An 18,614-nucleotide genomic window follows, 5' to 3' on the forward strand; every position below is an offset into this window, starting at 1 on the left:
CATGTTTAAATGCTGGCTATGGGCATTGTCTTTATTACTGGTGATATGCGAGTGTGGTGCGCAGCAGTCAGTGACGATGCGTGTCGCACAGGCCGATCATCCTTATATGCAGGCATTATTTACTAAACTAGCTGAGCGCATTGAGTGTTTGCACCAAAAGCAGGTCACATACCAGTATGTTGACCATCTGCCATCACAGCAACGAGCGATTCAACTGTTGGGGGATGAGCACGGTATTGATTTATTCTGGGGTGTGACTTCGCAGCAGCGAGAGCAACAAGGGTGGGCGATTTTAATCCCGATAGCCAAAGGCTTACTGGGTTATCGCATTGCGCTAGTGCGCTCTGATAATCCCGATATCCTGGCGCAAAAAAAGTATATAAGCGATTTTTCATCATTACGAGTGGGTCTAAGTGAAGATTGGCCGGATGCCAACGTGTTCAGCCGTAACGGTTTCACGGTGGATGCATTTTCTAAATCATCGTCTCATTACGATATGCTGAGAAAAGGCCGCTTCGACTTTCTGCCTGAGGAGCTCACAGCATTTGACCCCCAATCACTGCCTAAGGGGCTGATGTACGACAAACACAATGTCTTTTATTACCCGTCGGCGGTGTACTTGTTTGTTGCAAAAGGTGATAAACAGCGCCACCAATTGCTGAGCTCGGCGCTGCGAAGCTTATTTTCAGATGGCACCATAGAGCGCTTACTGCACACCCATTTAGTCCCCAATATTGATGCGGCGGAACTGGCAACACGCAATTATATTCGCTTGACCAATCCGTTATTACCCGCCTCAGCACCGTTACATATTTCTCATTATTGGTATAACAATAAACAAGGAACTCGCCAATGATCACACGCCTACTTATAGTTGTGAGCTTATTTTTAAGCGCGACTACCAGTGCAGACGACAATCCCTCTCCTACAACCATTATTGATAACGCCGATGCCAGCGAATGGCGAGCCGTTACTGATGAAAACCTAATGATGATTACCTTAGCGACAGGGATAGTGTATCTGGAGGTAAACCCAGAGTTGGCGCCGGCGCATGTTGAGCGCTTGCGCTCACTAGCTAGCCAAGGCTTCTATCGTGGGCTAAGTATGTATCGTTTTGTCGAAGGCTTTGTTGCCCAAGGCGGCGCTGGAGACAAAGACACGGATGTGCCGACGCTGAAAAACGAGTTTGTCAGTCACAGCGAAACAACGCGGCCGTTAGATATCGTCATCAATGAAGATGATGGTTACAGCGCGCGCAGTGGTTTTATTAATGGCTTTGCCGTCGGCCAAAATAAGCAGGGCACACAAACGTGGCAAATTCACTGTCCTGGCGCATTAGGTATGGCGCGGGGCAATGGAGTCGACAGCGCAACCAGTGAATTTTTTGTAGTGCTTGGTCAGGCACCGCGTTACTTGGATAAGAACATTAGCGTATTTGGTCGCGTACTTGCGGGCATGGCCCATATACAGCAGCTACAGCGCTCGCCAAAGCCAGGACAGCCTTTTAACCCAATTGTTGATATCCAATTTGCCGATCAACTGCCTGCCAAGCAGCGCCCGGTAATTAAAGTAATGCGCACCGACTCACACAGCTTTGCAGCGCTCGTTGCAGCGCGTAAAAATCGCCCCGAGGCGTGGTTTGTGACCACGCCTGATTATATTGATACCTGCGCCATGAATGTACCGATGATTATTGGCGGTTAATGCGCACGTCAAATAAGGTTTTGTCGCTGTGTGTGGCGCGGTAAGGGTTAATATCCAAGCCGCCACGGCGGGTGTAGCGGGCATAGACCTCCAGAGACTGCATGGGTGCACAGGCCATAATATCGGTAAAAATGCGCTCCACACACTGCTCGTGAAACTCGTTGTGGCTGCGAAATGAAATCAGGTAACGCAGCAGCGACTCATGACAAAGAGCCGGGCCTTGGTAGCGTATGACCACGCTGGCCCAATCGGGTTGTGAGGTGATCAAGCAATTAGACTTCAATAAGTGACTATGCAGCGTTTGTTCAACTTGCTGCGCATCCTCGGCTAGGCGCAGTAAGCTTGGTGTCAACTCATAGGTATCGACGGTGATATCGAGCTCGTCAATGCACTGACCTGGTAACGCGGTGGCTGCGAAGTGCTGATAATCCTCAGGGCCATACAGTGTTACTTGCACCTCACTTTGGGTCGCCGCACTTAAGTCTTTAGCCATAGTTTGCTGCACTGCTTGCATGCTTTCAAAACGGCTTTGATTGAAGCTATTTAAGTACAACTTAAACGATTTAGACTCAATAATATCCGGGCTTTGACAAGGGAAGGTAAAGGTGGCCACCGCGACCTGTGGTTTGCCTTTAGGATTAAGCCACGATAACTCGTAACCGGTCCAAATATCCTCCCCTTTAAAGGGCAGGGCACGCTCATCTATTTGCAAATCATCACGATTAAGCTTGCGTGCTATGGGATAAAGTAGGGATGGATCGTAGCTGTCTTTATACTCAGTTGCCTTGCCGAGTAGGCTGGCTTTTAACTCTGGGGCGTTGCTGTAATCTGTCATGCTGTGCTATTTGGCGTTACAATATGGCGTAATTATACCTAAATTATTTGAGGCATGCATGAGCGTAAGCACAGAACTTCAGCGCTGTTTACAGGCACACATTAGCAACGAGCAACAACAGTATGGCCGTAACCCGCTGGCGTTTTTCGACCCGGACTCGCCAAGCCCTGCAGCCATTGCCGGCACTGAACAACAGCAGCAAGTTCAATGGCAAATTCATGAGCGTACCCCCAGTGCTGACTTAAATGAATTGGCAGCGGCCCTGGAAGTGCCTTTCCCACAACAACTGAGCGAATTATTTGGCAGCTACTACAGTGGTAATCTGCCGGCGAGCATCGACGGTCATGGCGTGGAGCTCCTTTTACCTTGGAACGAGGACGACTTTGTGCGCTTACAGCAAAATATAACCGGTCATGTATTAATGAAACGCCGGTTAAAGCAGCAAGACACCGTGTTTATTGGGCTGACTGAGCAGGATGATTTGTTGCTGAGCGTGCGATTGAACGATGGTGCAGTCTGCTTAGAATATGTCGGTAAAGAACCGCACCATGTTTTGGCGGATGATATCAGCTCGTTGTTACAGCAATTAGACGTGCTGTAAATACTATTGGTGATCCCAGGAAATATTAGATACCAACTGACATTGTTCACAGCGAAAGTCGAACAATCCAAACCATGGCTCTGCTAGATGCCAATGACCATCGCAGCTTGGGCAGCGACGTTGTTGCTCGGCTGTCAGGCTCTCACCACCGACACGGTACAAGTAATAGTAGACTGGCTTTTTGGTTAGATAACGGATCCGCTTTGCCAAGTCCAAGCCGCGACGAGTCAGGTCGCTATCAAAGGCGCTGATCTCATGCAGCGCCGCAAATTCGCAGCGTGTTGCACCATTAATTTGGATTTGATCGCATGCCTGCCAGTCTTCTTGCCATTTTATCAGTGTCTTGTAATCGCCATTGGCGATAGCAGGAATGTGATACAGCGGCACCGGTAAAAAATCATCACCACAATACAACGGGCTGCACGTATGCAAATAGGTGGTGTAAAGAATGTAACTGCTCGGTGCAGCGCAGTTATCTGCACTATTGGCGTGAATATCTTGCCCTATTACCTTGACCTTGGGCGCTAACAACCCGGCATCGTTTAACTTATCGAGCGCAAACTTCACAAACGGACTGTGGTTGAGCGGGTGCAATGAGTCCTCTTCTGGGCACATTACCCGAGTCACGAAGAAGCCTTCTTTCAATACGGTTGGAAATTCATCGCCGATGATTTGGCCATTGGCTCGAAGCGCCACCACCGTCTGATTTATCGCCTGTTCGGCAGCGCTGAGTTGGGTGTCTTGGTAACAGTCAAAAGTGAGGTCTACAACAAACATTCGCTATTTTGAGTTCTCGAGCAAAGCGAGTAGTTTATCAAGTTTTTCCTCAATGCGATCAAGTTGTGTCGACTTTTGTTCGTTATTCGGCAATTGTGGCTCTATGACCATGTTTTTGAATGCCTCGGGGTTATTTTTATATTGGCTTACAGCGGCAATAATCATTGGCATCGGCACGGGCTCTTTGAGCATCGCTTTGGTCATTGCTACGGTAGGTGTTTTGTTTTGTGCTAATAAGGCTTTGATGGCGTCAAAAACCACAGGGTTCATACAAATGGATTCCTTCTTTTTAATCGCTGAACAGTATAAAGCAAAGGGCCGCAAGGACCCTAATTTTGGATGTTCAATATTAACGAAGAAAGTATGAACCACACCTGTCTTGGGCGAGCTTTATCGCTGTATTAATGCCTTAGCTGGGCGTCTAACTCGTCAATTAATTCGCACCAATCCGCATCTTGTTCCAAAGATTCTGTAATAAAGTGGCGCTGCGCCTGTGACCAAAACGGCGCATCAGCGAGTTTGAGCTCAGGGCTTAATTTGTGGTCAGTCACAAATTGTTCAATTTGCTCATCGCTGCTGGGCAGGCCGAGCTGTTGAAAAAGGGTCGTCATCGTATGTTTTGAGGTATCCATATAATGTTTCCATTGTGCTCATAAAAGGCTATGGTTAACTATAGAACAACAACGATAACAAGGAAATACCATGCTCGGCGACTATAAAGTTAGGTATCTTACTCCGGAAGATTTGAACGTGGCTGCGAGCCTGATTTATCAGGCTTATCATGACGACCCGCTAATGCGAGAAATATTCAGCGCCGAGAGCAGTAAAACCCAAGAGTATGAAAAAAAGTTACGCGCGCTCATCCGTGAAGAACTACACAGTTTTTGGCAGGCCAAACAACCATTAGTTGGCTTGTATGTTGATGATGCTCTGCGAGCCATTGCTTGTGTATTTCAATCTGACGCCAGCATGCAGGCGGATCGTTATTGGCACTGGCGACTGAAACTGATGCTCAGTGCTGGCTATTTGACGACTCAGCAGCTCATTGAAAAGGAAAAGACCATTCGCAACGCCTTAAAAACGATGGGGCGCTACTTATTTTTAGCCTTTATTGCGGTGGATCCTCACTATCAACGCCAAGGTTATGGTCACTACCTTCTTAAAGGCCTTGATAATCTTGTTGAGGAAGATAACGAAACGCAAGGACTTGCAGTGTTTGTTACGCAGTCTCAGCATCAAACTTTCTTTGCTAACCACGGTTTTGAGACCATGCAAACATTGCAATTTAGCAAAGTCAGTGGAGAGTTGTTATTCAAAAAAAGTCCACATTGCGTTTAATGGAAATTTCAATGTGAGAGATCTCTCACATTGGTGTGGGTTTAACGATGAATATGTCCCTACCTTTAGCTCCATAATAAGTTTAACCTATTGATTTATATAGGCTGCTTCATTGTTTCTACATTATTGCAATAAAACTTTTTGCAAAGCACTTGCTGCATCTTTTTGGCTTTTCTCTAAACTTATCATTGTCAGGACGACAACAGTGCAGGATGCACTTGGCTAAGGAACGGATGTAGGCCAACCACGCAAAGTAATGCAGGAATAGTAATGGAATAGACGGTAACGGACGCCGTTAAAGGACAGGAGCACAGGACGTGCAGGGAAGGCGGGATGCCTAGGAATGGCCAAGGAGGCAAGAGGAACACTTCAGGATGAAGCAAGGAACAAAGCACAGGATGTGCATCGGTTAGATAGGGTAATCGAGCAAGGAAAGCAAAAGGGACGACCTTAAGGTCAGCGGTGATGGATACCGCGCAAGGATGATGCAGATTAGGGCGTGACTTACAGTCACGCCTTAGTTTTTTTAGATTCTGTGCGGTGGGATATCGGCCTTACGTAAACGTTCATTCTCCATCCACAACTCTCCCTCGTACAAGGTTTCGCCATCACTGGAAAACTCAAACATAAAGCGGCTGCGGATCCCCAGCTTACCATTACTTAAAATCGCTAAACGCCACTGTTTGCAAGCAACACTAACAAATTGCACGCCTAATTGTTCAGCTTGACGCTGAGCATGTAACCGCGCAGTTTCTGCCACTTTACGGCGATACCAAAACAACGCTATCACGCCGCCACACAGCAGCAGAATCCATAAGGTTTTCACGACGAAAATAACCCACCAATTGCACGAGAAAGCGCATCAGAACGCTGCTCACACCGTAATATAGCTAATACATGAGGGCGCAACATTGGGATTGCAACTAAGTCGGCAAAAATACTGGCGAACAATGGCTGCTCAGTGTCTATTCGACAGCAGTGCTCTAAGAACTGTGCTAAGGTTTGCGGTGCTTCTAAATAAGCCCAAAGTCGCCCAGCGATGACCTGGCATATGTCAGCATCCTGGCCGTAATCACTGTTCATTACTTGCCCTAGCGCTTGCTCAACCAGCCCCACTGCGCGTGCACTGCTGATGGCGCGAAGCGCATCAATAAGTAGCGCTTTATCCTGATGTTGAATCGCTTGATTGATACTTGTGAGCAGGGTTTGCGCTGCTTCAGTACCTAGCTCACTATTTTCGAGCTGGGCAGCGAGAGGTTGGCGTACTTGTGCAGGTAACTGCGACCATGCTTGGCACAGCAGGGCTTCATTATCTTGATGGTCAATGCGCGCAGCAAAATCGGCAAGGCCTTGCACAGCGACGCTTTGCCAGTCTTGCCAGCCCAACTTACCACTCAAATATAGCTGTGCATGCTCATAGTACTGAGATGCGCTTTGCCGTAACTCTACTTTGATACGGGCATTGAAAGCGGCACGCTTATTGGCATTGGGAGTAAATACATAAGGGTTATTATCGAGTTTGCTTTGCTCACCCTCAGCCCCGGTTAACGATGTGCCAATGGCTTCTAGCACCATATTGGCAAAATGGTCACGACTCGCTGCTACCAGCTTACTTTGCTCATCTAACGGCATTTTCAAAAACCACACATAAGGCTCACTCGATGCTTTTGGGTCCCAAAACTGAATCGCCAGTAGCGCATGCTGTGCCAGTGGATATGGATAAGGAATAGTTGTCGACTCAATATCAGCAAAGGTTGCTTTATCTATTTTTTGCACCCGACGACCAATGTCAAATACACGCCATGTGGTGCCGGCGGCATCTAATAATTGTGCCAGTGTGGCGATGTTGTCGCTCATACGCGGCTCCTGGAAAATAAAATTCCGCAAATTATAGGCATATTGCGTCATCAACCCAAGAGAAATGCTAATATAGCGTTTTTGAAGTTACCGCAATAACCGTGTTATGTCGTATTCCATCACTCAATTGCTCACGCAGTTGCAAGGTGAATTAGCTAATGCAGGCTTATGGCAAGATAAGCCCGTTGCTGAGCATTTATTGCAATCCAGCCAACCCTTTTGTGTTGATACCCTGAGGTTCGAACAATGGTTGCAGTTCGTCTTTATTCCCAAAATGCGTGCCCTAATACACGCAAAACATCCTCTGCCTTCGGCTATAGCTTTAACACCCATGGCTGAGGTCTATTGGTCAGGGCAGTATGCGCAATTGCACACAGTGCTTAAGCGCATAGATATTACTCTCGGAGGGGGAGAGTGAACGACTTAACAGATTCGACAAATGTTGCACCAGTACAGCCGCTCGATATTCTATATCGTGATGAGCACTACATCGCTATTAATAAACCGTCGGGACTACTGGTTCATCGCTCTTTTTTGGATAAGCATGAAACCCAATTTGCAATGCAAATGCTGCGCGATCAAATCGGTCAACATGTGTATCCACTGCATCGCTTAGACAGACCCACATCCGGTGTATTATTGTTTGCACTTAGCAGTGCCGCCGCCAATCGTGCAGGACAGCTGTTTAGTGAAGGAGGGATGCGCAAACGTTATCTTGCGTTAGTCAGAGGTTTTGCCCCTGAGCAGCAATGTATCGACAGGCCGCTAAAGGAAAAACTAGATAAAATTGCCGATAAATACGCGCAACAAGACAAGCCAGCACAATCAGCGCGCACTGATATACGCTGCTTGTTGCAAGCAAGCCTGCCTATCGCCTTAGGAAAGTTTCCCAGTGTTCGTTATTCGCTGGTGGAGTGTTGGCCTAAAACAGGGCGTAAGCATCAGATACGTCGCCATATGAAGGGCATTAACCACCCTTTGATTAACGATGTAAACCACGGTGATAATACGCAAAATCACTTTTTTGCAGAGCACTTCGAGGTTTCGCGGCTAATGCTGTTTGCAACCGATGTGTACTTTGGGCATCCTTACAGCGAAGAATTGATTCACATTAATGCACCACTAGGTGAACACGCACTCGCCGTTTTTGAGCGCCTCGGGTGGCCGGTGTGTGAGCAAGCTTATTATGCGAAGGAGTTTTAAATGGCCAAGATTAATATTTTTTACGGCAGTGTCTATGGCGGTGCGGAGCGTCTAGCCGACAGTGCCGAGGAGCAGCTACAAAAGCACGGCCATGAAGCCACAGTGATCGATAACCCGCAAGTGGAAGATGTTAGCAACAGCGAATATATATTAGTGATCACATCGACCACAGGGCAAGGGGATATTCCCGATAACCTCATGCCACTGTTCGCCGCTTTACAAAGCCAGTTTCCTTTATTAGGTGGCACCCCGTTTGCGGTCATTGCCATGGGTGATAGCAGTTATGGCGATACTTTTTGTGGTGCGGGTAAGCAAGTTGAAGAGCTTTTGATGGAGCTGCAAGGTAAGCCGCTGCTGCCACGCTTAGATATTGATGCCCTAGAGGACTTTGATCCCGAGCCGGTGGCGCAACCTTGGTTGGCTCAGTTTGCTGGTGCAATAACCAAGTAGCATGATGCCTTAAGACAAAAAAAGCGCTCTATATGAGCGCTTTTTTTAGCCGCGTTTTACAGCCACGATGAGTTTGAGCTTTTGCCCAGGGTAGAGGTACTTTTTACCGTTTAAGTTATTCCATTTGCGAATGTCGCCAACGCGCAGCCCGAATTGCTTAGCAATGCGTGATAATGAGTCACCACGACGAACCTTGTAGGTAATGGTGCGGTTGGTCGTTTGCGGTAATGCTTGGCCTGTGGATTGGCGAATTTTTAGTTTTTGCCCTAACCGTAACATGGCGTTGTTACCCAGATTATTCCAGGCTTTTAGCTGTGCTACGGTTACGTTGTACTCACGGCTGAGGTCCCACAGCGTATCGCCGGACTTTACGGTATGGCTACGTGTTAGTGATGTCGTACCATTGACCGCTAAACGTACTTTTTCTGGTAAGTGCGAGGCCGCCTTGTCAGATAAAGGCACCATTAGCGTTTGCCCTGCGCGTATGGTGCTTGACTCCAATGCGTTTAAAGTGCGAATAGCACCAACGCTGGTATTAAACTTTTTAGCGATCACCGATAAGCTATCGCCCGCAGCCACTTCATACTGTTGCCAACGTAAGCGGTCTTGCAACTTCGCTGACGCTAATTGTTGTTTGAATGGCGTGATGCTATCAAGCGGCAATAGTAAGTGATGTGGCCCCTGTGGATCGGTGGCCCAGCGGTTGAATGCCGGGTTGAGGCGATATAGTTCGGAAAGCGAAATACCTGCCATGTCTGCTGCTAAAGCTAAGTCAATCTGTGAGCCAACATCAACACGGTCAATCACTTGGGCATTAACTATTTTGTTCCACTTAATGCCAAACTCATCATGGCGTTTAAGTAGGTCTGCCAGTGCCAATAGTTTTGGCACATAGGCGGTGGTTTCCCGTGGCAGATCAAGTGACCAGAAATCGGTAGGCAGGTGCTTACGGCGATTTTTCTTAATGGCTCGCATGACTCGCCCTTCACCGGAATTATAGGCAGCAATTGCGTTTAGCCAGTCGCCTTCAAGGGTTTTATGCAAATAAGAAAGATAATCCAACGCGGCGCGGGTTGATTCGGCAATATCGCGACGCCCGTCGTACCACCAGTTTTGTTTTAAGCCAAAGCGTTTACCCGTTTGCGGCATAAATTGCCAGATGCCACTGGCACTGCGATGGGAATAGCCATAGGGGTCGAAAGCACTCTCGACAATCGGCAGCAGCGCAATCTCCATCGGCATTTTACGCTTTTCGACTTCCTCAACAATGTAATATAAATAAGGCTCGGCACGCTTGGCAATGCGATCCATATAAGCTTGATGGCGCGCATAGTAATTACGCTCAGCAACCACAGGACGATTTTGCGGAACTTCTATTGAGAGCTGATAGCGGATCCGCTCCCAGACATCGTCAAATACAGGTGCTTCTTCTAGCTGTTCAACTACCTCATCGCCGCCTAGGGTGTCGATTGTTAGCGCATCGCTTATCTCTTGCGGTGACGCAGTATTGCTAGGGAGTTTAGTGATGGGAACATCCCTAGAGGTGGTTTGGCAACCACTTAAAAACGCAGTTAACACCGCTGCGATGAGTATATGTTTATTCATGAACTGTTAATCTTTGGGCAAAACTGCGGCGCATACTAGCAAAAATTGATGAGATCCTACAAATTTTGCGCAATTGTACCGCAGTTAGAGACTCAGAAATTGTCCTTCCAAGCACGAAGACCTGCAAAGATTGCACTGGGTTCACCGCTGGTAGCGGGTCGATATGCCGTAGGGAGTGCTTGTGGCGATATTTTATCGGCACGAAGGAAAGGGTTGATGCGTTTTTCCTGGCCGATAGTGCTAGGGAGGGTCATCTGTTGTTGCTCACGTAATGCATTGACTTTGTTTGTGTAGCGCTGCACCTCTGCATCCTCAGGTTGAGCTGCTGAGGCAAAGGCCATGTTTGCCTGAGTATATTCGTGCGTGCAATACACCAAGGTATCGTCGCTCAGGGTAAGGAAGGTTTGCATTGATTGCCACATTTGTTCTGGCGTGCCTTCGAATAGGCGGCCACATCCTCCACTGAACAATGTATCCCCACAAAAGACCAACTGCTCATTGATATAGCTGATATGATCAAGGGTATGCCCCGGGGTGGCACGCACTAAGAAATTGAGCCCAAATACGTCAATGCTATCGCCATCTGCGAGCGTGTGCTCGATGCCGGTAAATGGACTATTCTGTGGTCCGTACACCGGCGCCTCTGGGTAGGCTTGTTTCAGTGCGGCGACACCTGTTGTGTGATCCCAATGGTGATGAGTAACTAGTATCCCCGTCAGCTGGTAGTCATGCTGTTCGAGGTAGTGCATTACGGGTTCAGCATCCCCTGGATCGACTACATAAACGTGAGGTTTAGTGGGGTGCACCAGGGCCCAAATATAATTATCATTAAAGGCGTTGATTGCGTCGACTTGCACCATAGCGAATAGCTCTATATCGTTAACTTATGCCCCTTAGTATAACGAGCTAAATCTGTGAAACCAGCACTAAGCTTTCAACAACATCCTGCGCCCTATACCTGGCAGCAGTTTCCTCATGGTGACTACTTGCAAAATGACGTAGAACGTAAGATGCAGCCGTGGTTAGAGCGCATGTTCGGTTATCACCTGTTAAAAATAGGCGATCTGAGCGTACAGCTAGATACGTCCGCGAGCCCCATAAAGCATCAAGTTGGGGTGGCAGCGCGTTCACAACAAGCTGGCGTACTTGCCGAAGTCGATGAGCTCCCTTTCTATGAAGGCAGTGTGGATGCGTGTATTCTGAGCCTGTGTTTGGAATATAACAGCGACCCCCATCATATTTTGCGTGAGGCCCATCGCACACTGATCGCCGGTGGTTACATTGTTATTACCGGCTTCAATCCGTTTAGCTTTTGTGGCGCTGCTAGCCTGATCCCATTTAGCCGTCAAAAACTGCCTTGGAGCGGGCGCTTCTTTACCCCTTCCCGAGTCAAAGACTGGCTCGACCTATTGGGCTTTGAGCTGATAGCCGATGAGCGCTTTTTACATGCTTCACTGGCTCGAGGCTCGCGTTTATCGCGCTTTGCCCGCTGGCGCAGTTTTTGCCGTCAATATTTAAAACCCATGGGCAGTGTGTACATGCTGGTGGCACGTAAGCGGGTGACACCCCTGACCCCCATTAAGCCTAAATGGCACGCACGGCCAAGTTTTAAACCTGCTATTAAAGGCGTTGAGGTGAGTCGGCGGCAACGACGCGCGCACCCTGAAGATTAAACGGCACAGCTTTATCCATTAACTTAGGCTTATTGAGGGTGGCATCACGTTGCTGACGCTGTGCGATAAACTGCGGTGCTGATTGTTGTAAATGCACGTTTTGTTCACGCTGACAGCCAATGGTGCTGTGGTAGTCTAAAGCTCGCCCCTCAGGTTGATAGTCGTGACACACCCACACCTTGGTGTCACTGGGTAGAGATAACAACTTTTGGATTGAATGGTAGAGCTGTTCAGCACTGCCTTTAGGAAAGTCACAGCGCGCGCTCCCAGAATCGGGCATAAACAAGGTATCGCCAATAAACACATGGCCATCAACGTAAATGCTAATGCCATCTGGGGTGTGCCCAGGTGTTGCAAGGACCTTGAGCTCATAATCACCTAAGGGCAGGCGGTCGTCATCATTGACCAGCTTGTCAAATTGCTCGCCATTAGTGGCACACGCTAGTTGGTATATGGGTTTAAGTGTTTTTTGCACATCGCGGATATGTTGACTGACCACCGTTTGCCCACCACATTGCTCACCAACGTAGTTACATGCGCTGAAGTGGTCGGCGTGTACATGTGTTTCAATGAGCCATTTAAGTGTTAATTGGTGGCGCTCAAGGTAGCGGATAATGATATCAGCACTGGCAAAACTCAGTGTGTCTGTCGCCGCATCGTAATCAGCGACCGCATCAATCAACGCTGCATGTCGCGTGGTAGGGCAAAACAGCACATAACTTAACGTGTGACTAGGAGAATGATAAAAAGGCACCACGGTGAGAGACATAGTTAATCCGCTTTAGGTATATGATATAACCAAAACTTATATCATATGTCGGCGTCTGTAAAGAGGGACAAGGTGGGTGCCTCAACACCGTCAATCTGTTGGTTGATAGCCGGTGTCTTCCAACAACGATGCGCTGGTTGCAGCGGTGCGTGCGAGCTCATCGACAATGTCATTTTCTTTATGTCCGCTGTGGCCTTTAACCCAGCGCCAATCGATGGTGTGGCGTTGGCAAGCCTCGTCAAGGCGCTGCCATAAATCAACATTTTTAACCGGTTGCTTGCTGGCGGTACGCCAGCCGCGTTTTTTCCAATTCGCTAACCAGCTTTCTATGCCTTGTTTTACATATTGGCTGTCGGTAGTAAGGACAATGTCACAGGGGCGGGTGAGCGATTCCAAAGCGACAATTGCAGCGAGTAATTCCATGCGGTTATTGGTCGTGGTTTGATACCCCTGACTTAGCGTTTTCTCGTGCTTTCCGTAACGCATAAGAACACCGTATCCCCCTGGACCAGGATTCCCTAAACACGAACCATCGGTATAAATTTCTACGCTTTTTTGCACGCTTTACCTTGTTATTATGTACAATGAACGAAGCAGCAAAGATAGCAAATATGAGCGTAAACTGATATGGCGCAAAGACAAATAGTGCTTGATACCGAAACTACAGGCATTAGCCCGAAAGAGGGGCACCGCATTATTGAGATTGGTTGTGTGGAGTTGATCAACCGCCGGCTAACCGGTAACAATTTTCATGTTTACATTAATCCCCAGCGCGACATCGAAGACGAGGCCATCGACGTGCACGGGATCACCAATGAGTTTTTGCAAGATAAACCGCTATACCACCAAATAGCCGATGAGTTTCTTGACTATATCCGTGGTGCAGAACTCGTTATTCACAATGCCCCGTTCGATGTGGGCTTTATGGACCACGAATTTGCCATGCTGAATCGAGGCTATCCTAATACTGAGCAGGTGTGCCAAGTACTCGACACTTTAACCATGGCCCGGGAAATGCATCCTGGACAAAAGAATAACCTCGATGCGCTTTGCCGCCGTTATGATATTGATAATGCAAAGCGAACGTTGCACGGCGCATTACTGGATTCTGAGATTCTTGCTGACGTCTACTTAGCGATGACCGGCGGTCAGAAGAAACTTAATTTGGCGCAACATAATGAACAGCAAAACCAAGGCGACGATGGTGACATCATTCGTTTAAACCCAGATAGACCTGCCTTAACGGTGCTGCGTGCTGACGAACAAGAGTTGGCGGCACATGAGCAGCGTCTAGACTTGGTAGAGAAAGAGGGCGGTCATTGTTTATGGCGCACTCAGTAGAGATAAAAGATGAAAAGGGTGGTGATGGCAAAATTAATTTTCATCAGTATGGTGCTGCTACTTGGTGTCGGTGTCAGTGCGCCGGCACTGGGCGATGAGCAGGAAAAGCTGACCGTATTGGCCGAGGGCAATGAAATCCCGCTGTTGGATAACCGCTTTCGGATTGACCACGATGTTGACAAGATTACGCTGCTCTTTTTTCGCCGCCAAGGCTCACCCGCCGTTGTGTTGGTGCGCCCAGATGGTAGTAAAATTTATGCCACCCACTCACTCAATGACGACAACCTACAGTGGCATGACGAACTCGGCTATGACTTAATCGTGCTCAACAAACCGATGCCAGGGCCATGGCAAGTGGTTGGGCAAATCTTGCCGGACAGCCGTATTATGGTTATCGGCGATATCTCTCTTCAAGTTGATGAGCTTCCCCCTCTGCTTTTTCGTGGCGAAATTATTAAGCTGACGGGGAAGGTGTTAAATGATGGTGAGCAGGTGAAAATTGGCCGCTTCCGTGATGTCATTAACATGCAAGTTGATTTCGTTAGTACTAATAATAATGAATACAGTAACTTTGGTGCCCGCACAGAGCATGTTGCCAACTTTAAAGATGATGGTCGAGGTTTTGATGAGCGCCCGGGTGATGCGATTTTCACGGGGGAGTTTCGTCTTGATTTTGCCGCCGGGCAGTGGCGGCCAGAGATAGCCCTGACCACGCCCATCATCCAACGTAAAGTGGTGCAAGAGCCAGTGGTGGTCAAAGAGCCGCCGCTCACCTATGAGCTTCATGAGGGAGCCAAAGGCGAAAGCCACGAGTTACACATTACCCTCGATGAGCAGCTACTCGATCCGCAATCGGTGTTGCTCCAAGGAAAGATCTTTTATCCCAATAACGATGAACAAGCCTTTTCATTGCCAGCTGAGCAAGATAACACGCGCGTGATCACCATTAGCAATTACGAATGGGGGCGTTATTCGCTGCAAATAGAGTTATACGGCACGAACAGTAATGGCCGTGAGTTTATGGCGGCCCTGCCTGATTATGAATTTGCCATTGCTCGGCCCATAGAAAAGGTCGAAGAAATAGCGCCCCCGGTGAGCCAAGGGCCTACCGAATTGGCAGAGCAAAGTGATCAGCCAAGTGCGATGAGTAACGCGTTATTCTACAGCTTAGTGGTGTTGGGGAATGTGTTTATTTTGCTCGCTGGATGGGCAGCCATTCGCGTGTTGGTGCAAAAAAAGCCACTTTTAGGCAATATTAATTTATTGTTCTGGAAGAAAAAAAGTGCCCAAAGTGATGAGCAAGAAACAAACAGCTCTGAAGCTAACTCAGATAAAAATGGCTCAAAAAGTGATAAATCAGGTGAAATTTTAAACCTTTCGATGTCAGATGACTAAAAAAGCCCTAAAAATTCAAAAAAACTATTGACTCACCAAGGGGTGATTCGTATCATTCACGCCGCTGTCAGGGCAGAGCTTCTGGCAGTTTGGATATCGCGGAGTGGTAGTTCAGTTGGTTAGAATACCGGCCTGTCACGCCGGGGGTCGCGGGTTCGAGTCCCGTCCACTCCGCCAGTTATCCAGTGTTTGCTTACTCGTTGGAGTGGTAGTTCAGTTGGTTAGAATACCGGCCTGTCACGCCGGGGGTCGCGGGTTCGAGTCCCGTCCACTCCGCCAGTTAAGTAAACAGCCTTATTCCGTCGCGGAGTGGTAGTTCAGTTGGTTAGAATACCGGCCTGTCACGCCGGGGGTCGCGGGTTCGAGTCCCGTCCACTCCGCCATTCGGAATAGAAAAAATATAAATCTCTGCGGAGTGGTAGTTCAGTTGGTTAGAATACCGGCCTGTCACGCCGGGGGTCGCGGGTTCGAGTCCCGTCCACTCCGCCATCTTTATATTTTTTAGTACATTGCTTTATTCAGCGCTTGTCGCGGAGTGGTAGTTCAGTTGGTTAGAATACCGGCCTGTCACGCCGGGGGTCGCGGGTTCGAGTCCCGTCCACTCCGCCAATGTCTGAATAAATCCTATGTACACACATCGTCACTGCGGAGTGGTAGTTCAGTTGGTTAGAATACCGGCCTGTCACGCCGGGGGTCGCGGGTTCGAGTCCCGTCCACTCCGCCACTTAGACGATGCACTCATACCACTGCGGAGTGGTAGTTCAGTTGGTTAGAATACCGGCCTGTCACGCCGGGGGTCGCGGGTTCGAGTCCCGTCCACTCCGCCACTGAGTGTGCTCACTCAGTATTTCCAGATACATTCTTGTTATTCCTTTATATATTTCTTTTCAATACCCGTTGGGTGCTGCTTCTATTTACCTGTAATAAGCCTAGATAGGCGGGTGCTGTGTTTTCAGTAAACTGATAGCTATAAGCGCGCTAACAAAGAACGACGCTACATGTGTAGGCGGTGCGTGAAGGCCGTTAACAGGGAGAGGGTGTGGCCAGCATGCACTGGCCACAGCAGTATTATTGACCTCTTAAATGTTTATCAAGAAAAGACAGGTACGCATTGGCCGCTGTAATGCGGTTTTCACGCTTACTAAAGCCGTGGCCTTCGTCGGGGAAGAGTACATACTCAACTGGCACCCCGTTGGCTTTCACTGCGGCAACAAGCTCATCGCTTTCAACCTGCAGAACTCGGGGATCATTGGCTCCTTGTACCACTAATAACGGTTTTTTGATGTTATCGGCGTGGAACAACGGTGAGATATGACGATGACGCTCTTCATCGGTGGCCGGATCGCCCATCTCATCGTAGAGTGCCTTTTTGTAGCTCTCCCACCAAGGTGGAATGGATTTTAGTGTCCGCACCCAGTTAGTAACGCCAAAGATATTAATACCCACTTCAAATTCGTCGGGGGCAAAGGCGAGTGCTGCCGCCGTCATATAGCCACCGTAACTGCCGCCGATAATGCCAATCTTATCGTTATCGACCCAATCCAGCGTTTGTAAGTGCTTTTTGCCGTAGATAATATCTTGTAAGTCTTCTTCACCGTGCTTTTTGTCATCAAGGTGAAAGAAGGTTTTGCCATAGCCGGCACTGCCACGGTTATTCACTGCAAAAACCGCGTAACCTTGGTTCACTAAGAACTGTCGCATAGCACTATAACCCGTGCGACTTTGGCCACCTGGGCCACCGTGCACCCAGACTAATGCCGGGACTTTATTCGTGGCTGAGGCCTGCTTAGGCTTGTATAAAATGCCGGGAATGGTGAGTCCATCAAAGCTTTTAAAACGGACCACTTCGCTGCTCACGAGGTTTTCTTCAGCAATGTTTGCACTCAGGGTGTTGGTGAGACGCTGCGCTTGATCGCTGCCAATGCGCCATACATATAGATTGCGTGGGCTGGTATCTGAGCTTAAATAAAATGACATGATTTGTTCATTATCACTAAATTCGACGCCACTGAGCGTGCCCTTAGGCAGTGTCGATGGCAATGCCAGCTCTTGGTTTGTCTTGGTGTCTAAAATCGTTACCTGGGTGCTGGCATCGGCATTGACGGCGCTGACGCGGTATCGTCCAGACTTTGAGTACTCCATAAAACTGACATCCCAGTCGGCGTCCAAAGCCAGCTCATGCTCTTGTGTGGCCAAGTTATAGCGCCACATTTGGCGAAACTCGCCTTTGGCATTCGTAGTGTAATACAGTGATTGCCCATCAACACTGAAACTCCAGGCGCTATACTTGGCTGGTTGCTCGTGAGCGCTGAGAAGCTTAGGGCCTTCACCCGATGCAGTATCCAGTAGATAAAAATCACTATCACGGTTATCGTGGTGCTTAGTTAGCGCAATATATCGACCATCTGGGCTGATGTCACTGACGTCGAGCCCTGTTTCGTTGGTATAAACACGCTGAGACGCATAACTATTGCTATCGAATTTGTATAAGTCCATAAACTTGGCGTCACGCTGGTTGCTCAGCACATAAAAATGTTGCCCGTCTTGGCTAAAGCCTGCAAATGCCGCGCGGGTCTCTTCGCCGGGCGTTAAGTCGGTGATCTCGCCTTGCTGATCGCGAACAAACACGTGGGTGCGCTCGTTACCCCCGCTATCTCGACTAAACAGAATTCGGTCGTCCTTGGGGAAAAATGCCAGTGCATAAGTGCTGTCTTTGGCGTCGGTCAGCTGTGTGCGAGCGCCGGTTTTAATGTTAACTTCATAGAGGTTAAACACCCCATTCTCATCACTGCTCAGTAGCAGTTTATCACCATTATGGTTGATGCTATTGCCCCTTAAACTCACGGTATCGTAGAAGGTCTCGGCGCTGTAAGTTTGGAACTGGCTTTGCGTTTGTACACTTTGTAGCTCGTTAGAAGCGCTCTGCTGGCATCCAGTTAGAGAGAGCGCGATGGCGCCTGCCAAGGCACTGGCAATAAAATGCTTCGCTATCATAAATATATATCCTGTTAGTTTTTTAGATATTGTTATTGGCGCTTTTAGTGTTCGGGTTCAGGCTGGGAAAAG

Annotated in this window: 21 protein-coding genes and 7 tRNA genes; 17 read left to right on the forward strand and 11 right to left on the reverse strand. The window is 48.4% G+C overall.

The window, feature by feature from the left end:
* Position 1 precedes the first annotated feature (1 nt).
* A complete protein-coding gene (locus MHM89_RS00295) occupies positions 2–856 on the forward strand; it encodes a hypothetical protein (protein ID WP_152440954.1) in 855 nt (284 codons plus the stop codon).
* Positions 853–1,704 (forward strand): peptidylprolyl isomerase, encoded by an 852-nt coding sequence (locus MHM89_RS00300; RefSeq protein WP_138509071.1) that lies wholly within the window; start codon positions 853–855, stop codon positions 1,702–1,704. Before MHM89_RS00295 ends, MHM89_RS00300 begins: the two co-directional genes overlap by 4 nt.
* Here the strand turns inward: MHM89_RS00300 and queF are convergent.
* Positions 1,691–2,539: an NADPH-dependent 7-cyano-7-deazaguanine reductase QueF gene (queF, locus tag MHM89_RS00305; RefSeq protein ID WP_239407805.1), complete on the reverse strand. Its 849-nt coding sequence runs from the start codon at positions 2,537–2,539 to the stop codon at positions 1,691–1,693. The two genes, MHM89_RS00300 and queF, sit on opposite strands and share 14 nt — an antisense overlap.
* A 58-nt stretch (positions 2,540–2,597) precedes the next feature.
* On the opposite strand from queF, the gene syd reads away from it, so the two are divergent.
* Positions 2,598–3,140 (forward strand): SecY-interacting protein, encoded by a 543-nt coding sequence (syd, locus tag MHM89_RS00310; protein WP_130148379.1) that lies wholly within the window; start codon positions 2,598–2,600, stop codon positions 3,138–3,140.
* Positions 3,141–3,143: 3 nt separating this feature from the next.
* Here the strand turns inward: syd and MHM89_RS00315 are convergent, their stop codons facing one another.
* The 3 genes from MHM89_RS00315 to MHM89_RS00325 all read right to left on the reverse strand — a co-directional run bounded on the left by MHM89_RS00315 (position 3,144) and on the right by MHM89_RS00325 (position 4,549).
* A complete protein-coding gene (locus MHM89_RS00315) occupies positions 3,144–3,917 on the reverse strand; it encodes a Zn-ribbon-containing protein (protein ID WP_022946702.1) in 774 nt (257 codons plus the stop codon).
* A 3-nt stretch (positions 3,918–3,920) separates the two neighbouring features.
* Positions 3,921–4,187 carry a hypothetical protein gene (locus MHM89_RS00320; protein ID WP_022946703.1) on the reverse strand — a complete coding sequence of 89 codons (267 nt, stop codon included), beginning with the start codon at positions 4,185–4,187 and terminating at the stop codon, positions 3,921–3,923.
* Positions 4,188–4,318: 131 nt separating this feature from the next.
* On the reverse strand, positions 4,319–4,549 hold the full coding sequence (locus MHM89_RS00325; RefSeq protein ID WP_022946704.1) for a DUF2789 domain-containing protein: 231 nt from the start codon (positions 4,547–4,549) through the stop codon (positions 4,319–4,321).
* Between the two features lie 70 nt (positions 4,550–4,619).
* On the opposite strand from MHM89_RS00325, the gene MHM89_RS00330 reads away from it, so the two are divergent.
* Complete coding sequence (locus MHM89_RS00330) at positions 4,620–5,255, forward strand: GNAT family N-acetyltransferase (RefSeq protein WP_022946705.1); 636 nt, start codon at positions 4,620–4,622, stop codon at positions 5,253–5,255.
* Positions 5,256–5,781: 526 nt separating this feature from the next.
* On the opposite strand, the gene MHM89_RS00335 is transcribed toward MHM89_RS00330, so the two are convergent.
* Together MHM89_RS00335 and MHM89_RS00340 are read right to left on the reverse strand one after the other, a co-directional pair.
* Positions 5,782–6,081, reverse strand: a complete 300-nt coding sequence (locus MHM89_RS00335; protein WP_022946706.1) for a DUF3301 domain-containing protein — start codon at positions 6,079–6,081, stop codon at positions 5,782–5,784.
* On the reverse strand, positions 6,078–7,112 hold the full coding sequence (locus MHM89_RS00340) for a DUF3549 family protein (protein WP_239407806.1): 1,035 nt from the start codon (positions 7,110–7,112) through the stop codon (positions 6,078–6,080). Before MHM89_RS00340 ends, MHM89_RS00335 begins: the two co-directional genes overlap by 4 nt.
* A 106-nt stretch (positions 7,113–7,218) precedes the next feature.
* On the opposite strand from MHM89_RS00340, the gene MHM89_RS00345 reads away from it, so the two are divergent.
* From MHM89_RS00345 to MHM89_RS00355, 3 genes are read left to right on the forward strand one after another with little or no spacing between them, the layout of a single operon-like run.
* Positions 7,219–7,530 carry a YqcC family protein gene (locus MHM89_RS00345; protein ID WP_130148385.1) on the forward strand — a complete coding sequence of 104 codons (312 nt, stop codon included), beginning with the start codon at positions 7,219–7,221 and terminating at the stop codon, positions 7,528–7,530.
* A complete protein-coding gene (gene truC / locus MHM89_RS00350; protein WP_239407807.1) occupies positions 7,527–8,315 on the forward strand; it encodes a tRNA pseudouridine(65) synthase TruC in 789 nt (262 codons plus the stop codon). The genes MHM89_RS00345 and truC overlap by 4 nt, the downstream gene beginning before the upstream one ends.
* A complete protein-coding gene (locus MHM89_RS00355; RefSeq protein ID WP_022946710.1) occupies positions 8,316–8,765 on the forward strand; it encodes a flavodoxin in 450 nt (149 codons plus the stop codon).
* Positions 8,766–8,810: 45 nt separating this feature from the next.
* On the opposite strand, the gene MHM89_RS00360 is transcribed toward MHM89_RS00355, so the two are convergent.
* The gene (locus MHM89_RS00360; RefSeq protein ID WP_239407808.1) at positions 8,811–10,370 is read right to left on the reverse strand and encodes a LysM peptidoglycan-binding domain-containing protein; all 1,560 of its coding nucleotides are present in this window, start codon (positions 10,368–10,370) and stop codon (positions 8,811–8,813) included.
* Positions 10,371–10,462: 92 nt separating this feature from the next.
* Positions 10,463–11,230 (reverse strand): hydroxyacylglutathione hydrolase, encoded by a 768-nt coding sequence (gene gloB / locus MHM89_RS00365; RefSeq protein ID WP_239407809.1) that lies wholly within the window; start codon positions 11,228–11,230, stop codon positions 10,463–10,465.
* A gap of 54 nt (positions 11,231–11,284) precedes the next feature.
* On the opposite strand from gloB, the gene MHM89_RS00370 reads away from it, so the two are divergent.
* Entirely contained in the window at positions 11,285–12,043 is a 759-nt protein-coding gene (locus tag MHM89_RS00370; protein ID WP_130148395.1) for a class I SAM-dependent methyltransferase, read from the forward strand.
* Here MHM89_RS00370 and MHM89_RS00375 read toward each other — a convergent pair.
* Both MHM89_RS00375 and rnhA read right to left on the reverse strand, forming a co-directional pair.
* Positions 11,991–12,812: an MBL fold metallo-hydrolase gene (locus tag MHM89_RS00375; RefSeq protein ID WP_239407810.1), complete on the reverse strand. Its 822-nt coding sequence runs from the start codon at positions 12,810–12,812 to the stop codon at positions 11,991–11,993. The genes MHM89_RS00370 and MHM89_RS00375 overlap by 53 nt on opposite strands.
* Positions 12,813–12,902: 90 nt before the next feature.
* Positions 12,903–13,373, reverse strand: a complete 471-nt coding sequence (gene rnhA / locus MHM89_RS00380) for a ribonuclease HI (protein WP_130148399.1) — start codon at positions 13,371–13,373, stop codon at positions 12,903–12,905.
* A 66-nt stretch (positions 13,374–13,439) separates the two neighbouring features.
* On the opposite strand from rnhA, the gene dnaQ reads away from it, so the two are divergent.
* The 9 genes from dnaQ to MHM89_RS00425 all read left to right on the forward strand — a co-directional run bounded on the left by dnaQ (position 13,440) and on the right by MHM89_RS00425 (position 16,375).
* Positions 13,440–14,153: a DNA polymerase III subunit epsilon gene (dnaQ, locus tag MHM89_RS00385; protein ID WP_022946716.1), complete on the forward strand. Its 714-nt coding sequence runs from the start codon at positions 13,440–13,442 to the stop codon at positions 14,151–14,153.
* A 24-nt stretch (positions 14,154–14,177) separates the two neighbouring features.
* A complete protein-coding gene (locus MHM89_RS00390; protein WP_138548978.1) occupies positions 14,178–15,548 on the forward strand; it encodes a TIGR03503 family protein in 1,371 nt (456 codons plus the stop codon).
* A 100-nt stretch (positions 15,549–15,648) separates the two neighbouring features.
* Positions 15,649–15,725: transfer RNA gene (locus tag MHM89_RS00395), tRNA-Asp, on the forward strand.
* A gap of 25 nt (positions 15,726–15,750) precedes the next feature.
* A tRNA-Asp gene (locus tag MHM89_RS00400) sits at positions 15,751–15,827 on the forward strand.
* A 27-nt stretch (positions 15,828–15,854) separates the two neighbouring features.
* Positions 15,855–15,931, forward strand: a tRNA-Asp gene (locus tag MHM89_RS00405).
* 29 nt (positions 15,932–15,960) lie between these two features.
* Positions 15,961–16,037, forward strand: a tRNA-Asp gene (locus MHM89_RS00410).
* 43 nt (positions 16,038–16,080) lie between these two features.
* A tRNA-Asp gene (locus MHM89_RS00415) sits at positions 16,081–16,157 on the forward strand.
* 38 nt (positions 16,158–16,195) lie between these two features.
* Positions 16,196–16,272 (forward strand) — tRNA-Asp (locus MHM89_RS00420).
* A gap of 26 nt (positions 16,273–16,298) precedes the next feature.
* Positions 16,299–16,375, forward strand: a tRNA-Asp gene (locus tag MHM89_RS00425).
* Between the two features lie 241 nt (positions 16,376–16,616).
* Here MHM89_RS00425 and MHM89_RS00430 read toward each other — a convergent pair.
* Complete coding sequence (locus MHM89_RS00430) at positions 16,617–18,542, reverse strand: S9 family peptidase (protein WP_239407811.1); 1,926 nt, start codon at positions 18,540–18,542, stop codon at positions 16,617–16,619.
* Positions 18,543–18,614: the final 72 nt, after the last annotated feature.

Source organism: Pseudoalteromonas sp. CNC9-20 (genome assembly GCF_022347875.1).
Taxonomy (GTDB): domain Bacteria; phylum Pseudomonadota; class Gammaproteobacteria; order Enterobacterales; family Alteromonadaceae; genus Pseudoalteromonas; species Pseudoalteromonas ruthenica.

What these genes read in the sequence shown, in the direction of transcription:
- MHM89_RS00340 (WP_239407806.1), bottom strand. Translation starts at nt 7,112, where the DNA reads ATGAGCGACAACATCGCCACACTGGCACAATTATTAGATGCCGCCGGC.
- MHM89_RS00355 (WP_022946710.1), top strand. Translation starts at nt 8,316, where the DNA reads ATGGCCAAGATTAATATTTTTTACGGCAGTGTCTATGGCGGTGCGGAG.
- MHM89_RS00320 (WP_022946703.1), bottom strand. Translation starts at nt 4,187, where the DNA reads ATGAACCCTGTGGTTTTTGACGCCATCAAAGCCTTATTAGCACAAAAC.
- MHM89_RS00325 (WP_022946704.1), bottom strand. Translation starts at nt 4,549, where the DNA reads ATGGATACCTCAAAACATACGATGACGACCCTTTTTCAACAGCTCGGC.
- MHM89_RS00315 (WP_022946702.1), bottom strand. Translation starts at nt 3,917, where the DNA reads ATGTTTGTTGTAGACCTCACTTTTGACTGTTACCAAGACACCCAACTC.
- MHM89_RS00375 (WP_239407810.1), bottom strand. Translation starts at nt 12,812, where the DNA reads ATGTCTCTCACCGTGGTGCCTTTTTATCATTCTCCTAGTCACACGTTA.
- MHM89_RS00430 (WP_239407811.1), bottom strand. Translation starts at nt 18,542, where the DNA reads ATGATAGCGAAGCATTTTATTGCCAGTGCCTTGGCAGGCGCCATCGCG.
- MHM89_RS00330 (WP_022946705.1), top strand. Translation starts at nt 4,620, where the DNA reads ATGCTCGGCGACTATAAAGTTAGGTATCTTACTCCGGAAGATTTGAAC.
- MHM89_RS00300 (WP_138509071.1), top strand. Translation starts at nt 853, where the DNA reads ATGATCACACGCCTACTTATAGTTGTGAGCTTATTTTTAAGCGCGACT.
- MHM89_RS00345 (WP_130148385.1), top strand. Translation starts at nt 7,219, where the DNA reads ATGTCGTATTCCATCACTCAATTGCTCACGCAGTTGCAAGGTGAATTA.
- MHM89_RS00390 (WP_138548978.1), top strand. Translation starts at nt 14,178, where the DNA reads ATGGCAAAATTAATTTTCATCAGTATGGTGCTGCTACTTGGTGTCGGT.
- queF (WP_239407805.1), bottom strand. Translation starts at nt 2,539, where the DNA reads ATGACAGATTACAGCAACGCCCCAGAGTTAAAAGCCAGCCTACTCGGC.
- syd (WP_130148379.1), top strand. Translation starts at nt 2,598, where the DNA reads ATGAGCGTAAGCACAGAACTTCAGCGCTGTTTACAGGCACACATTAGC.
- MHM89_RS00295 (WP_152440954.1), top strand. Translation starts at nt 2, where the DNA reads ATGTTTAAATGCTGGCTATGGGCATTGTCTTTATTACTGGTGATATGC.
- dnaQ (WP_022946716.1), top strand. Translation starts at nt 13,440, where the DNA reads ATGGCGCAAAGACAAATAGTGCTTGATACCGAAACTACAGGCATTAGC.
- MHM89_RS00360 (WP_239407808.1), bottom strand. Translation starts at nt 10,370, where the DNA reads ATGAATAAACATATACTCATCGCAGCGGTGTTAACTGCGTTTTTAAGT.
- gloB (WP_239407809.1), bottom strand. Translation starts at nt 11,230, where the DNA reads ATGGTGCAAGTCGACGCAATCAACGCCTTTAATGATAATTATATTTGG.